A 13,772-nucleotide genomic window follows, 5' to 3' on the forward strand; every position below is an offset into this window, starting at 1 on the left:
TCTAACGGCGCCCGCAGGCGCCGTCATCTTGACCAGCTGGGCAGACGACCGCTTCCGCACGAAAGCGGTCGATGCGTTCAGGCCGGGCCGGCACCGGCAACCTTGGCCTCGCGCCGGCTGGCCAACCAGTTGCCGCCGATCGCCAGGATCATCACGACCACGCCGGCCATCTCCAGCATCAGGTTGGGATAGAAGGCCGCGGCGATCGCCGGTAACAGCACCAGGCGCACCGGCCAGGACATCCTGATGAACAGGAACCCCTCCAGGGCCGCGGCGAAAGCTCCCAGGGCCAGGAGCCCGATGAACGCCGTCCACGCCAGGACCGGCAACGGCCCCCCCATGATGATCTCGGGATTGAAGACCATGAAGACCGGGATCAGGTAAAGCCCCTTGGCGAATTTCCACGCCTGCACGCCGGTCGCCATGGGCTTGCTGCCAGCGATGGCCGCCCCGGCGAAGCCGGCCAGGGCTATCGGCGGCGTGACGTTGGAATCCTGGGAATACCAGAACACCACCAGGTGGGCGATCAGCAGCGGAATACCGAACTCGGCGGTCAAGGCCGGCCCCACCAGCACGATCAGCACGATGTAGCTGGCGGTGACGGGCAAGCCCATGCCCAGGATCAGGCTGGCCAGCAGCACCATCACCAGCGCCAGCACGATGTTACCGCCGGAGAAGGCCATCATCATGGCCGAGAACTTGAGCCCCAGGCCGGTCAGGCCGACCACGCCGACGATGATACCCGCCACGGCGCAGGCCATGGAGACCGCCACCGCGTTGCGCGCGCCGAGCTCCAGGCCCTCGACCAGCTTGACGATGCCTGCCCAGACCACCCGACCGGTACTGGCTGCCGTCACCGCCTGGCCCTGGCGCGGCGCCACGAACAGGAACCAGATCGTATAGCGCAGTGCGGCCACGGCCACCATGGTCACCACCGCATAGAAGCCCACCCGCATCGGCGACATGTGCATCGCCAGCAGCCATACCAGGACCGCCAGCGGCAGCAGGAAGTGCCAGCCCTCGCGCATTACGTCGCGCATCTGCGGCAGTTCGCTGCGCGGCAGCCCCTGCATGCCTTGCTTGAGCGCAATGATGTGCACGAACAGATAGACGGTGGCGAAGTACATGATCGCCGGCAGGATGCTGACCTTGACCACATCCAGGTAGGGCGTGTTGGTGTATTCGGCGATCAGGAAGGCCCCTGCCCCCATCAGCGGCGGCATGATCTGGCCACCGGTGGAGGCGGCGGCCTCGATGCCGCCGGCCTGGTGCGGCTTGTAGCCCAGGCGCTTCATCAGCGGGATGGTGAAGGCCCCAGTGGTCACCACGTTGGCGATGGCGCTACCGGAGATCGAGCCCATGCCCGCCGAGGCGAGCACCGCCGCCTTGGCCGGGCCGCCGCGCTGGCGACCGGTGGCGGCGTAGGCCATGTCGATGAAGAACTTGCCGGCGCCGGTGCTCTCGAGGAAAGCACCGAACAGCACGAAGACGAAGATATAGGTCGCCGCCACGCCCAGCGGCAGGCCGAAGATGCCCTCCTGGCCGAGGTAGAGCTGCCCCACCACGCGGTCGATGTTGTAACCGCGATGCTCGAGGATGCCGGGCATGAACTGGCTCAGCCAGGGCAACTCGCCCCTCGGCCCGGCGAAGGCATAGAGAATGGCGATCACTCCGATGATGGTCATGCCCAGCCCCACCGCACGGCGACTGGCCTCGAGTACGGTAACGGTGGCAATGCAGCCGACGATGATGTCGGTCTGGCTCCAGAACCCGGCGCGACGGATGATCTCGTCGAGGTAGAGCACCATGTAGCCGCCGGTAATCAGGGCTCCGGCGAAGAAGGCCACATCGATCAGCCAGCCCAGCACGCCACGTTTACGGTTGGGGCCGAACACCGGAAAGATCAGGAAGGCCAGCATCATGATCAGCATCAGGTGGATGCTGCGCTGGTAGAACAGGCCCAGCGGCTGGATGCCGGCGGAATAGAGCTGGAACAGCGACAGCCCCACGGCGACCAGGGTGATCAACCACAGGATCGGGCGGGGCTGGATGGCATTGCCACCGGGTACGATGACGGGAGGGTTGGCAGATTCGCTCATGCACGCCTCTCAGGGGGTGGAGTCTGGGGTGCGCAGGTGAATGGTCACCCGCTCGCCGGCCGCCCTTTCGCTCAGGCTGGTCCGGCGACCCTCATGCAGCAGTCTATGGTCGACCCTATCCGAGCCGACCCGCAATCGGTAGTGATTGCCGGGCACCGGTTCGTCGATGTCCTCGATCCAGTAGCCGCCCTGCCCGTCCGAGACCTGGCGGCCCCGGCCCGGCACATGGCCCAGTCCGGCGGCAAAATCGGGCTGGTGGCTACGCTCCAGTACCATCCTCCCTTGGATGTGGCGATAGCAGTCCTGCACGCGAATGCCGGTCACGGAGTGGTTCCACTCCAGGCACCAGCGCTCGCCCTCCGGCATCGGCAGCTCGACCAGCAGCCGGCCTTCGTCGTCGAGCACTTCCAGGCGCGACGCATCAGCCCAGGCGTTGGCGCAGCACAGGGTCAGCACACAGAAAGTCGCCGACCCGAAGGCTCGGCGACTCCTGCGCAGGTTCGAGGCAAGCATCACGGTTGCCTGATGCGAAGAACCTTACGGACGCTGATGGTCGGCGACTTCGGCGCCAACTTCTTCATAGTAGCGCAGCGCACCATCGTGGAAGGGCACCGGCGTGGAGTCGATGCTGAACTCGATCGTGGTGTCGTTGGCCGCCGGGTGCACGGCGATCAGCTCGTCGGTGTTCTCGAACAGCAGCTTGGTCAGCTGGTAGGCCAGCTCTTCGTCCATGTCGGCATTGACGACCAGCACATTGGGGATGCTGATGGTCTGCACCGCTTCGTCCATGCCATCGTACATACCGGCACGCAACTCGTAGGAAGCGAAGACTGGCTCCTCCTCACGGGCATTGGCGATCTCTTCGTCACTGAAGCCGATCAGGCGAATGTCGCGGGTGGCGGCCAGGTTGAGAATCGAGCTGGTGGGCGGCCCGACGCTCCAGAAGCCGGCATCGATGTCACCGTCGCGGATGGCATCGGCGGTCTCGTTGAAGTTGAGACGCTGCGGCGTGAAGTCATCGTAGGTGATGCCGTTGGCCTCCAGCAGGGCACGAGCGTTGAGTTCGGTGCCACTGCCCGGGGCACCGACGGAAACACGCTTGCCCTTGAGATCCTGCAGCGACTGAACATCGGAATCCGCCAGGGTGACGAGCTGCACTGCGTTCGGATAGACGGAAGCCAGGGCACGGGTGTTCTCGATCTGGCGGCCTTCGAAGTCGCCGGTGCCGTTGTAGGCCTGGTAGACGGTATCGGCCAGCGCCAGCGCCAGGTCGGCGTCGCCGCGCATGATCAGGCCCATGTTCTCCACCGAAGCACCGGTAACTTCCGCCGTCGCGCTGGCCCCTTCGATGTGGTTGTTGATCATCTCGGCAAGACCGCCGCCGATCGGGTAGTACACGCCGCCAGTACCGCCAGTGGCGATGGAAAGCTGCTGAGCGGCAGCCAGCGGAGCCGCAACCATCAGCGAAGCAGCCGCGACATATTTGAGAGCGCGCATGAGTCTCCTCCGTCCTGAAACCGGATTGTTCGTGTTGTATGAAATAGGTCTAGCGTACCGGGGCGGTCCCGGCCACCACCAAGAAGCTAGCATGCCCTGGCACTGAGGGGCTAATCGTCAGTTTCTACGTTATTGTAAATTTTCGGAATTCCACCACGGTCGGTTCAGCTGGCAGGCCGTCGGACCGCGCACTGAGCAACATGCGCCCCGGTGCAGCGGGCGATTTTTCGCGGTCATTCCTGACTGCCTGACGCCGCAGCCCACGGCGTCGGGCAGCGACTGTCACGGTGTCACGAAAAAGTCGCCAAACGGTACTGGCAAAATCGGCGAAATGCCCCCATGATGTGGATGTCGCAATCGCCCACTGGAGTATCATGAGTACGGCACGACACACCACCAGCGCGGAACTCCTCGACCCCCCGCGAAGCTGCCCTGGCCTCGATGTCAGGGACCTGGAAAAGCGCACGCGCCTGATGCGCATCGTTACAAGGCTGATCGCCGTATCCGATCTCGGATGCCGCGAGATCGCACGCAGAGCCGGGCTCCCGGCGCAGAAGATCAGCGATCTGCTGGCCGGCCGCCTCGAACACCTCTCGCTCGATGAGCTACGGCTCGTCTACCACACGGTCGACCCGGATGGCGCGCTCAACTACTAGCCGGCGCCGGCGATGACATGCCGCTATGGCCATATCCAAAACGCCTCGCCACCGTGCGAGGCGTTTTTTATATCGGGCTCAGGCCCGCTGCCGTGGAAAGCCAAACGCAACCGACCGCATCCGTTGCTCATTCCTGGGGGAGGTCGGTCATCGCCCCGGTGGAAGCCGAACTCACCGTACGGGCGTACTTGGCCAGCACGCCGCGGGTATAGCGCGGCTCGGGCTGGTGCCAGGCATCGTGGCGGCGGGCCAGCTCCACCTCGTCGACATGCAGCTCGATGGTATCGGCCTCGGCATCGATGGTGATGGTGTCGCCATCCTGCACCAGCGCCAGCGGACCGCCGTCGAAGGCCTCTGGCGAGACATGACCTACCACGAAGCCATGGCTGCCGCCGGAGAAACGGCCGTCGGTGATCAGGGCCACGTCGTTGCCCAGCCCTCGCCCCATGATCGCCGAGGTGGGCGTGAGCATCTCGCGCATGCCGGGGCCGCCCTTGGGGCCTTCGTAGCGTATTACTACCACGTCACCGGCCATGACGGTGCCGTCGTTGATGCGCGCCTGGGCTTCCTCCTCGGAGCCGAACACCCGTGCGCTGCCTGAAAAGCGCGTACCCTCCTTGCCGGTGATCTTCGCTACCGCCCCCTCGGGGGCCAAGTTGCCGTGGAGGATACGCAGGTGGCTCTCGGCCTTCAGCGGCGCCTCCAGCGGCGCGATGATCGTTTGTCCATCCGGATACGGCTCGACATCGGCCAGGTTCTCGGCCAGCGTCCTGCCGGTCACCGTCAGGCAGTCGCCATGCAGCATGCCGGCATCGAGCAGGGTCTTCATCAGCGGCTGGATGCCGCCGATCTCGACCAGCTCGCTCATCATGTAGCGCCCGCTGGGGCGCAGGTCGGCCAGCACCGGCACACGCCGGCCGATTTCGGTGAAGTCGCCGAGCGTGAGCGGCACGCCCACGGTGCTGGCCATGGCGATCAGGTGCAGTACCGCATTGGTGGAGCCGCCCAGCGCGATGACCACGGTGATGGCGTTCTCGAAGGCCTGGCGGGTCATGATGTCGGAGGGCTTGATGTCGCGCTCGAGCAGCGCCAGCACCGCGGCGCCGGCTGCCTCGCAGTCATCGCGCTTCGCCTGCGACACCGCGTTCTGCGCCGAACTTCCCGGCAGGCTCATGCCCAGCGCCTCGATCGCCGACGCCATGCTGTTGGCGGTGTACATGCCACCGCAGGAGCCGGGGCCGGGAATAGCCGTCTCCTCGATCTGCTTGAGCTCGATCAGATCCAGGTCGCCGCGGCTGTGAGCGCCCATGGCCTCGAACACCGAGACGATATCGGTATGGTTGGCACCGGGCTGGATGGTGCCTCCATAGACGAACACGCTGGGCCGATTGAGCCGCGCCAGGCCCATCAGGCAGCCCGGCATGTTCTTGTCGCAGCCGCCGAGGGCCACCAGGCCGTCGAAGCCCTCGCAGCCGGCTACCGTCTCGATGGAGTCGGCAATCACCTCACGCGAGACCAGCGAATACTTCATGCCCTCGGTGCCGTTGGCGATGCCGTCCGAGATAGTAATGGTATTGAACACTACGCCCTTGCCGCCGGCTCCATCGGCGCCGTCGCGGGCACGCTCGGCGAGCTCATGGATATGGCTGTTGCACGGCGTGACCATACTCCAGGTCGAGGCGATGCCTACCTGGGGCTTGGTGAAATCCTCGTCGGAAAAGCCCACCGCGCGTAGCATGGCGCGGCTGGCCGACTTGCCGACGCCATCCACCACCGGGGCGGAGTGGCGGCGGCGTGGGTCCGGGGTATCGCTCATAGGGGCGGTCTCCGTTTGGGTTACGCACCCCCTGAGGTTGGCCGTTACGAAGTCTCCTGGCAAATACTCAGGCTGCGTGCAGCGTGGCGCGCGGCCTGAGCCAGGCAATCATCAGGCTGACCAGTGTCGAGGCCGCCAGCGCGCCGAGGAACGGCGGCAGCGTGGGAATGCTGTCGGGGAAACTCGCCGCCAGCACCCCGGCCGCCAGGCTGCCCTGGGCGCCCCAGCCCGGCAGGATCGCGCCAATCAGGCCCGCCACACCACCCGCCACCGCGGCCAGCGGCGTCATGCGCCGCCACAAGCCGAGCAGCACCGGCACCACGATGGCGGCACACAGTAGGTCGGCAATCAGGAACAGCCGCAATACCGAGAGCCCCTGCAGCGCCACGACCACCACCGGCACCATCAGCGCCACGGTGACCAGCCGCGCCGCGCCGATGGAGAGCCCGCGCCTTCCGGAGCCCGCCACCGCCAGCGAGGCGATACCGTTCTGCAGGGTATCGACGCTGGAGGCAACCAGCGTGACCGCCAACACCAGCGCCGGAAGCGCCAGCCAGCCCGGCGCCTCGGCCAGCAGCGCAAAGAAGGGAATCGGCGGCTCGCCCAGCGCCACCCCACTCATGGCCGCCAGCATGCCGAGCCCACCCACCAGCGCCACCACTGCCACGGTAGTGGCACCGCCCAGCCAGGCACCACGGTTGAGGGCATGATCGTCACGCGCCGCCCATACCCGCTGCCAGTAGCCCTGGTGGAACAGGTTGGCAGCCGTAACCGCAATGATCAGCGTCAGCGCCACACTCAGCGCACTACCGACGGGAATCGACGGTATGGCTGCTTCGATGGGCATCTCGGGGAGGCGCAGGAGCACCACGCCGCCTACCACCAACAGCAGGGCGATCAGCAGCCACGCCTGCCAGCGGTCGGTAGCCAGGCTCGCCCGCAGGCCGCCGATGGCGGTGTAGAGCAGCGTGGTAACGGCCACGCCGACCACCACCAGTGCCGGCGGCACGTCGGAAAGCAGCGCGGTGATCGCGCCGATGGCGGTCAACTCTGCAGCCAGGAAGCAGGCCATGTAGAGGATCGAGACCAGCGACACCCAGCGCCGCACGCCGGCGCCATAACACGCCTCGGCGAACTCGCCGATGCTGCGGCCCTCGGGCAGGTGGCGGCGGATGGCCGGGCCGTAGAGCCCCAGCACGATGAACGGCAACGCCGAGCCGATGGCATAGCCCGCCAGCGCCACGGGGCCGACGAAGGCGCCGATCTCCGGCGGCGCGAAGAGAATCCACGCGCCCATCCCCGAGGCCAGGAACGACAGCCCCAGGGTCGAAGCCGACTGGGAATTGCGCGCGGTGACGTAATCGTCGAGGGGGCCATCGGCACGGCGGGCACGCAGCCCCAGGAAAGCAAAGCACAAAAGCGCCGCGCCGAGCACGGCTGACGTCAGGTAGGGCATGTCGCACTTCCTCCGCCGGTATGAACCGGATCAGGTTCCAGGGTCAGCGCCTTGCGCTCTCTCAGCCTCGTCGCAGCGAGACTCCCCTGGCGACAGTGAAAGAATTGTCATGGCCGGCCTCAAGCTGGCCGCCTTCGGGCCGATATGACCTCGAACCCCTGGAATGATATAACAATGAAAAAACCAGAACGAGGATGCTGACAACCTCACGAGCGATGGCCAGCGTTCTCGAAGACTTCATCCCTGCAGGGACCTCACCATGTCATTCAGCGAAGCCAAGGAACACGCCCCCGGGCATCTGCACCATATCTTTGCCGACCCCTACTCCGCCTTCGACAATCTGGCCGCCGAGCGCCAGCTGCACCTGCGGGTCGCCCTGCAAGCGCTGGTCTGCGAGCCATTGGCGAACGGCCGGCTGACACTGCGGGTCATCCATGGCTGGGAGAATGGCGGCTTCGAGCCAGCCGACCTGGCACATGGCGATTACCCTATCGCATCGCTCGACGACCTGGCCCGGGTAAGCGCCGAGCATCAGCAGGCCATCGACAGTGCCGCCCCGCTGCCGCGCGACGACGCTTCGCTGCTTGTCAAACCGCTGGCCGACGCCATCGCCGCCGCCGAGGCCAAGGGGCAGGTGCTCAACGAGGAGACACGTACCATTCCCGCGCGCTGGCCCGTCTTCGACCAAGGCCTCACGCTCTACACCTTCTTCAAGGTTTATCACCGCCTGATCTACGGTGAGGATGACACCTACCGCTCGATCCACTGCCGAACGCTGGAAGGTCCCCGCGAGATCCACGAATTCCATCTCGAGGAAGGCGAGTTCGCCGTGGTCCGCCCTACCGAAGACGCCCCCGGAGACAGCGTACTGGTGCTGCACGTCAGCCAGCTGGAGCCGGTGCGGATGCTATTGGAAGCCTGCTGCTCCTGAGCGAGCCGTTACCGCCCTAGCTGGAAGCGGGTTTCTCCCTCGGCACCCTTCCCATCAGGTAGAACTCCGGGTTGGGCGGGGTGCCGGTGAGCGTGACCAGGCGGTTGGAGAGGCCGAAGAAGGCGGTGATGGCGCCGATGTCCCAGATGTCGTCGTGGGTGAAGCCGACCTCGGTGAGGCGAGCCTGCCACTCGTCGGTGAGTTCGCCTACTTCCAGGCCGCAGTGAAGGGCAAAGTCGAGCATCACCCGGTGGCGCTCGCTGATCGGCGCGGTGCGGTGGTTGATGGCCACCTGATCGGCCAGCAGCGGGTCCTTGCTGTAGATGCGTACCAGCGCACCGTGGGCCACCACGCAGTAGAGGCAGCGGTTGCGGGCGCTGGTGGCCACCACGATCATCTCCTTCTCGGCCTTGGTCAGCGTGTCGGATTCCCGCTCCATCAGGGCGTCGTGGTAGGCGAAGAAGGCGCGGAACTCATCGGGGCGGTGCGCCAGCATCAGGAACACGTTGGGCACGAAGCCGGCCTTCTCCTGCACGGCAAGAATGGCCTCGCGAATATCGCCGGGCAGGTCGTCGATCGATTCGGGTACGGGAAAGCGGCTGAGCGGGGCTGACATGACGTTCTCCTGGATGTTGTCGTTCTTGCCACGTCACAGTTAACGTCAACGTCAACACGCTGTCCATGCAACCTCCGTCACGTCTCCGGCAGCAGGGAACAGGTGACCACTCGGTTGCGGTCGGTCGCCTTGGCTTCATACATGACCTTATCGGCAAGATGATAGAGAGCCTGAGCATCACGTACTGCCTCGCATCCCTGGCAGGCCACCAGACCGAAGGAGGCCGTTATCACGCCATGGCGAGACGCCTCATGCGGAATCCCCAACTCCTGGAGGGCCTCTCGATACCGCTCCAGCAACTGCTTGCCTGCTTGGAGGGAGTCGACCTCGAGCAGCAAACCGAATTCCTCCCCGCCCAGGCGGAACAGCCGGTCGCCGGCACGCCGGAAGTGGTCCTGAAGCAGCGTGGCCACCCTCATCAGCACCTCGTCGCCGGCCTGATGGCCATAGAGATCGTTGTATGCCTTGAAATCATCGATATCCATCATGGCGAACAGCAGCGGTTGGCCGCTACGCCGCCGCTCCTGCAGCTTCTCCTCGACCAGTTCATGGAACTGTCGACGATTCAGCAGGCCGGTCAGGGGATCGGTGCGCGCCAGGGCCGTGAGCTGCCGGTTGACCCTTTCCAACTCGCGTGTGCGCTGCTGCACCTGGTCTTCCAGACGCTCGTTGAGCGAACGCTGCAGCTCGAGAGTGGCGCGTTCGGCGGCGAGTTTCTCGTTCTTGAACTGGTTGATCTTCCAGGCCAACCCCAGGGAGAGCAGCAGGAACTCGATGCCCGAGCCGACCTGGACCGCGTACTCGGTGACGATGTTGTACGGCAGAATTCCGGCCACGCGCAGGAAGTACAGTGCCACACCCACCAGCAGCACGCCCCAAGCCACCAGGTAGATCCTGGCCAGCGTGTCGCCCCGTAGGCTGCGCAATACCGCCACCCCGAGCAACAGGCAGGAGAGCACGATGGCGGCAGGGATCATCAGGCGAAACACCGGGGCGTAATGGCCCAGTAGCGCCGGTAGCGAACTCAGCAGACACAGGCCGGCCACCGCGAAAAGCATCCGGGCCGATCGCGGAGTGTGCCGACCTAGACTCAGGAAACTATTGCTGAAGACAGCAAGCATGACGGCAAAGATACCGATATTGATCGGCACCATCTGATTATTGAACGTCGGCAACGTCGGCCACCAATACTGGTACGCAAAGCCTCGCGCCGTGAACATCAGGATGAAGAAGGACCCGAGGTAAGCCACATAAAGCAACAGGGAGCGCTCACGGGTGGCAAGGTACAGCAGCAGGTTGTAGATCAGCAGCGCCAGCAGCGCGCCGAAATAGAGGCTGAAGGCCATCAGCTCGCGCTGAGCCTTGGCCAGGAAGCTGGCATCGCTCATCAGGTAGAGAGGCGTGGCGTCATACAGCCCGTCATGAGTGTCCAGCCGCAGGAATACCTGCCTCGACTCGCCGGCCGGGATAGAGACCGGCAGCACGAAGGTGCGATGGGCAACCGGGCGGGAATCGAAGTCACGTCGGTTGCCGGTCTGCCATTGGCTGACGACCTCGCCCTGCTCGTCCACCACATAGGCATCGAGGTAGTCGTGCAGCGGCATGGCCAGCTCCAGCAGCCTGCGCACCTCGGCACTGGAGCCGTTCACGACCCCTAGCCGCAGCCACCAGGCAGAGTGGGAGAAGCTGAAGTTGAGGGTCTCCTGCTGCGAGGCTTGCCACCCCAACGCGTCCCCCCGATTCAGCAGCTGCTCGATGTCGAGTTCACGATTGGGATCTTCCAGCAGTTGAACATGCTGCCCCAGGTTCAGCTCCCCTGTGAGCGTGCCGACCTCGATGGCGGCCTGGACGTTGAGCGAGACGAGACACAGCAACGCCAGGAGCCAGCGGGCAAGCCCGAGCACCGTTACAGGGAGGGAAGGCATACAGCAAGACACCTTGTCACGTTGGCTCCGGAGTCAGGTCCCGATATCAAGGTTACTCTAGCATCTTGATGTAAATATCTGTGAACGCCCGTAAACGCAAGCGCCCCCGCCGGCAACGGCGGGGGCGCGTCTTGCGGGCTGTGTCGGTTCAGCCCAACGAAATGGTGCTGTTGATGCCGCTTGAGACATTCTCGGGCTCGAACCAGCGGGCGGTCACGGTCTTGGTCTGAGTCCAGAACTGAATCGCCTGCTTGCCGTTGGGGCCCAGGTCGCCCAGCTTGGAGCCACGCGAACCGGTGAAGCTGAAGTAGGCCACCGGCACCGGGATCGGCACGTTGATGCCCACCTGGCCGACGTCGATGTCGCTCTCGAAGCGGCGCGCTACCCAGCCGGAATTGGTGAAGATCGAGGTGCCATTGCCGTTGGGGTTGGCGTTGATGAACTCGATTGCCTCGTCCAGCGTGTCGACGCTCACCACGCACAGCACCGGGCCGAAGATCTCCTCGCGATAGATGGTCATCTCCGGCTTGACGTCGGCAAATACGGTCGCGCCGACGAAGTTGCCGTTCGGGTAGCCGTCCACCTGGTAGCCGCGGCCATCCACCATCAGCCTGGCGCCCTCTTTCTCACCGGCGGCGATCAGACGCTCCACCCGCTCCTTGGCGGCCGGGGAGACCAGCGGGCCGAGGTCGGCGTCGCGCTGCGTGCCCGGACCCACCTTCATGTTGCGCGCACCTTCGACGATGTCGTCGAGCCACGCCTTGGCTTCGCCCACCAGCACCACCACCGAGTTGGCCATGCAGCGCTGGCCGGCGGCGCCGAAGGCGGAGCCCAGCAGGTTGTTGATCGCCTGGCTGCGGTTGGCGTCGGGCATCACCACGCAATGGTTCTTGGCGCCCATCATCGACTGCACCCGCTTGCCCGCCTCGGAGGCGCGGCGGTAGAGGTGGGTACCCACGTTGGTGGAACCGATGAAGGAGAGGGCCTTGATGTCCGGGTGGTCGGCGATCTGGTTGGCCACGTCCGGGCCGCCGTGAACCACGTTGAGCACGCCTGCCGGCACGCCTGCCTCGTGAGCCAGCTCGACCAGGCGCATGGTGGAGCTCGGGTCCTGTTCGGAGGGCTTGAGCACGAAGGTGTTGCCGCTGGCGATAGCCAGCGGGAACATGAAGCACGGCAGCATGATCGGGAAGTTGAAGGCGGTGATGCCGGCGCCCACGCCCAGCGGCTGGTTGAGGGTGTAGACGTCGACCTCGTTGGCGGCGTTCTCGGCCAGCTCGCCCAGCTGCAGTGAGGTGATCGAGCAGGCGTGTTCCACCACCTCCAGGCCGCGGCCCACTTCGCCGGCGGCGTCGGGCAAGGTCTTGCCGTGCTCCTCGGTGATCAGTGCCGCGAGTTCCTCGGTGTGCTCACGGATCAGTGCCTGCAGCGTGAGCATGATGCGCATGCGCTTGGCCAGCGGCGTCTTACGCCAGGTCTTGAACGCCTCCTTGGCACTGGCCACGGCGCGGTCGACCTCCTCGGCAGTGCAGAACGGCACCCGCGCCACTACTTCCTGGGTGGCGGGGTTGACGACGTCTCGCCACTCCTGACTCTTGGAGGGGACGGCCTGGCCATCGATGTACATGGAAATTTCGCGAACGGACATGGCGGTATTCTCCTGTCGTGCTTGTAGTCGTTATAAGGCTGAGCCGGGTTAGACTTTATGTGTAGAAATACACGGAATATGATTAATTTGAGTCTATAGAGACGCCCACCGACATGACAATGCGTACTTATTCACAAGATTTGTGCAATAATGCACAACCAGCCTCGCTGACAGAGTGGTCCAATGCTTGACTGGCAGGATATCCAGATCTTTCTCGAGGTGGCGCGCAGCCAGCGGCTTACCGACGCCGCCCGGCGCCTGGGCCTGGACCACTCCACGCTGTCGCGGCGCACCCGCCGATTCGAGCAGAAACTCAACACCCAGCTCTTCGAGCGTAGCACCCATGGCTACCACCTGACCGAGGCCGGCCAGCAGCTGCTCGCCCACGCCGAAGAGATGGCCCGCCACGCCTTCGAAGCGAGTGAGGGCCTGGCCGACAAGAACCGCCAGCTCAGTGGCCAGATCCGCCTGGGCGTGACCGAAGGCTTCGGCACCTGGGTCATCGCCCCGTTGCTCTCTGCCTTCTGCGAGCGCCACCCCGGCATCACCCTGGACCTGCTTGCCCTGCCCCGGGTAGTCAACCTGAGCCGCCACGAGGCGGATCTCGCCATCACCGTGGAGCGCCCGGCGAGCCAGGGGCTGGTCATCTCGCGACTGTGCGACTACCGGCTAAGGCTCTACGGCAGTCAGAGTTACTTTCAGCGCCACGGCCGCCCTGCCAAGCTTTCCGACCTCGGGCAGCATCGGCTGATCGGCTACGTCGACGACCTGATCTTCAGTGAGCAGCTCAGCTACCTCGACCCGCTGCTCGATCCGGCGGTGGTCGGCTCAGTACCTCACTTCTCGATCCGCAGCACCAGCGTCACCACCCAGCACGCCGCCGCCCTGCAGGGGGCGGGGCTCGCCGTGTTGCCTTGCTTCATGGCCGAGACCGGCGACCGGCTCGAGAGCGTACTGAATGACGAGGTAGAGATCGTGCGCCAGTTCTGGATCACCGCGCGCCAGGAGCAGCGCCGCCTGGCGCGGGTGCGCCTGCTATGGGACTTCCTGCGCGAGGCGCTGGAGCTCAATCGTGCTCTGTTGATGGGCGAGGCGGACAGATTAACGCTCCCCGCCTCTCTCGGTTGA

General features: G+C 65.0%; 11 protein-coding genes and 1 riboswitch. Of the genes, 3 read left to right on the forward strand and 8 right to left on the reverse strand.

Annotation, left to right across the window (positions count from 1 at the left end; translation table 11 throughout):
• Positions 1 to 77: 77 nt before the first annotated feature.
• The 3 genes from ACUY1T_RS12310 to ACUY1T_RS12320 are packed head-to-tail and all read right to left on the reverse strand — an operon-like array spanning position 78 to position 3,596.
• Entirely contained in the window at positions 78 to 2,099 is a 2,022-nt protein-coding gene (locus ACUY1T_RS12310; RefSeq protein ID WP_446023177.1) for a TRAP transporter permease, read from the reverse strand.
• Positions 2,100 to 2,108: 9 nt separating this feature from the next.
• Positions 2,109 to 2,612 (reverse strand): DUF1850 domain-containing protein, encoded by a 504-nt coding sequence (locus ACUY1T_RS12315; protein ID WP_446023179.1) that lies wholly within the window; start codon positions 2,610 to 2,612, stop codon positions 2,109 to 2,111.
• Positions 2,613 to 2,636: 24 nt separating this feature from the next.
• A complete protein-coding gene (locus tag ACUY1T_RS12320) occupies positions 2,637 to 3,596 on the reverse strand; it encodes a TAXI family TRAP transporter solute-binding subunit (RefSeq protein WP_446023181.1) in 960 nt (319 codons plus the stop codon).
• A gap of 374 nt (positions 3,597 to 3,970) precedes the next feature.
• On the opposite strand from ACUY1T_RS12320, the gene ACUY1T_RS12325 reads away from it, so the two are divergent.
• Positions 3,971 to 4,252 (forward strand): XRE family transcriptional regulator, encoded by a 282-nt coding sequence (locus ACUY1T_RS12325; RefSeq protein ID WP_411795935.1) that lies wholly within the window; start codon positions 3,971 to 3,973, stop codon positions 4,250 to 4,252.
• Between the two features lie 127 nt (positions 4,253 to 4,379).
• On the opposite strand, the gene ilvD is transcribed toward ACUY1T_RS12325, so the two are convergent.
• Both ilvD and ACUY1T_RS12335 read right to left on the reverse strand, forming a co-directional pair.
• The gene (gene ilvD / locus ACUY1T_RS12330) at positions 4,380 to 6,068 is read right to left on the reverse strand and encodes a dihydroxy-acid dehydratase (RefSeq protein ID WP_446023184.1); all 1,689 of its coding nucleotides are present in this window, start codon (positions 6,066 to 6,068) and stop codon (positions 4,380 to 4,382) included.
• A gap of 67 nt (positions 6,069 to 6,135) precedes the next feature.
• The gene (locus ACUY1T_RS12335) at positions 6,136 to 7,524 is read right to left on the reverse strand and encodes a sodium:solute symporter family transporter (protein WP_446023186.1); all 1,389 of its coding nucleotides are present in this window, start codon (positions 7,522 to 7,524) and stop codon (positions 6,136 to 6,138) included.
• Positions 7,514 to 7,622: riboswitch (TPP riboswitch) on the reverse strand. (Overlaps the previous gene by 11 nt.)
• Before the next feature lie 161 nt (positions 7,623 to 7,783).
• Between ACUY1T_RS12335 and ACUY1T_RS12340 the strand changes: the two genes are divergently transcribed.
• Positions 7,784 to 8,455, forward strand: a complete 672-nt coding sequence (locus tag ACUY1T_RS12340) for a hypothetical protein (protein WP_446023188.1) — start codon at positions 7,784 to 7,786, stop codon at positions 8,453 to 8,455.
• 16 nt (positions 8,456 to 8,471) lie between these two features.
• Here ACUY1T_RS12340 and ACUY1T_RS12345 read toward each other — a convergent pair whose 3' ends face one another.
• The 3 genes from ACUY1T_RS12345 to ACUY1T_RS12355 form a co-directional block, all read right to left on the reverse strand.
• A complete protein-coding gene (locus tag ACUY1T_RS12345; RefSeq protein ID WP_446023190.1) occupies positions 8,472 to 9,071 on the reverse strand; it encodes a peroxidase-related enzyme in 600 nt (199 codons plus the stop codon).
• Between the two features lie 77 nt (positions 9,072 to 9,148).
• Positions 9,149 to 10,996 (reverse strand): 7TM diverse intracellular signaling domain-containing protein, encoded by a 1,848-nt coding sequence (locus ACUY1T_RS12350; protein WP_446023192.1) that lies wholly within the window; start codon positions 10,994 to 10,996, stop codon positions 9,149 to 9,151.
• 148 nt (positions 10,997 to 11,144) lie between these two features.
• On the reverse strand, positions 11,145 to 12,644 hold the full coding sequence (locus tag ACUY1T_RS12355) for a CoA-acylating methylmalonate-semialdehyde dehydrogenase (protein ID WP_446023194.1): 1,500 nt from the start codon (positions 12,642 to 12,644) through the stop codon (positions 11,145 to 11,147).
• A 183-nt stretch (positions 12,645 to 12,827) separates the two neighbouring features.
• Between ACUY1T_RS12355 and ACUY1T_RS12360 the strand changes: the two genes are divergently transcribed.
• Entirely contained in the window at positions 12,828 to 13,772 is a 945-nt protein-coding gene (locus ACUY1T_RS12360) for a LysR family transcriptional regulator (protein ID WP_446023196.1), read from the forward strand.

Source organism: Billgrantia sp. Q4P2, from assembly GCF_052806135.1.

Bases quoted from the DNA above. Each gene is read 5' to 3' on its own strand.
- ACUY1T_RS12355 (WP_446023194.1), bottom strand. From the start codon at position 12,644: ATGTCCGTTCGCGAAATTTCCATGTACATCGATGGCCAGGCCGTCCCC.
- ACUY1T_RS12315 (WP_446023179.1), bottom strand. From the start codon at position 2,612: ATGCTTGCCTCGAACCTGCGCAGGAGTCGCCGAGCCTTCGGGTCGGCG.
- ACUY1T_RS12310 (WP_446023177.1), bottom strand. From the start codon at position 2,099: ATGAGCGAATCTGCCAACCCTCCCGTCATCGTACCCGGTGGCAATGCC.
- ACUY1T_RS12345 (WP_446023190.1), bottom strand. From the start codon at position 9,071: ATGTCAGCCCCGCTCAGCCGCTTTCCCGTACCCGAATCGATCGACGAC.
- ACUY1T_RS12325 (WP_411795935.1), top strand. From the start codon at position 3,971: ATGAGTACGGCACGACACACCACCAGCGCGGAACTCCTCGACCCCCCG.
- ACUY1T_RS12360 (WP_446023196.1), top strand. From the start codon at position 12,828: ATGCTTGACTGGCAGGATATCCAGATCTTTCTCGAGGTGGCGCGCAGC.
- ACUY1T_RS12320 (WP_446023181.1), bottom strand. From the start codon at position 3,596: ATGCGCGCTCTCAAATATGTCGCGGCTGCTTCGCTGATGGTTGCGGCT.
- ilvD (WP_446023184.1), bottom strand. From the start codon at position 6,068: ATGAGCGATACCCCGGACCCACGCCGCCGCCACTCCGCCCCGGTGGTG.
- ACUY1T_RS12335 (WP_446023186.1), bottom strand. From the start codon at position 7,524: ATGCCCTACCTGACGTCAGCCGTGCTCGGCGCGGCGCTTTTGTGCTTT.
- ACUY1T_RS12340 (WP_446023188.1), top strand. From the start codon at position 7,784: ATGTCATTCAGCGAAGCCAAGGAACACGCCCCCGGGCATCTGCACCAT.
- ACUY1T_RS12350 (WP_446023192.1), bottom strand. From the start codon at position 10,996: ATGCCTTCCCTCCCTGTAACGGTGCTCGGGCTTGCCCGCTGGCTCCTG.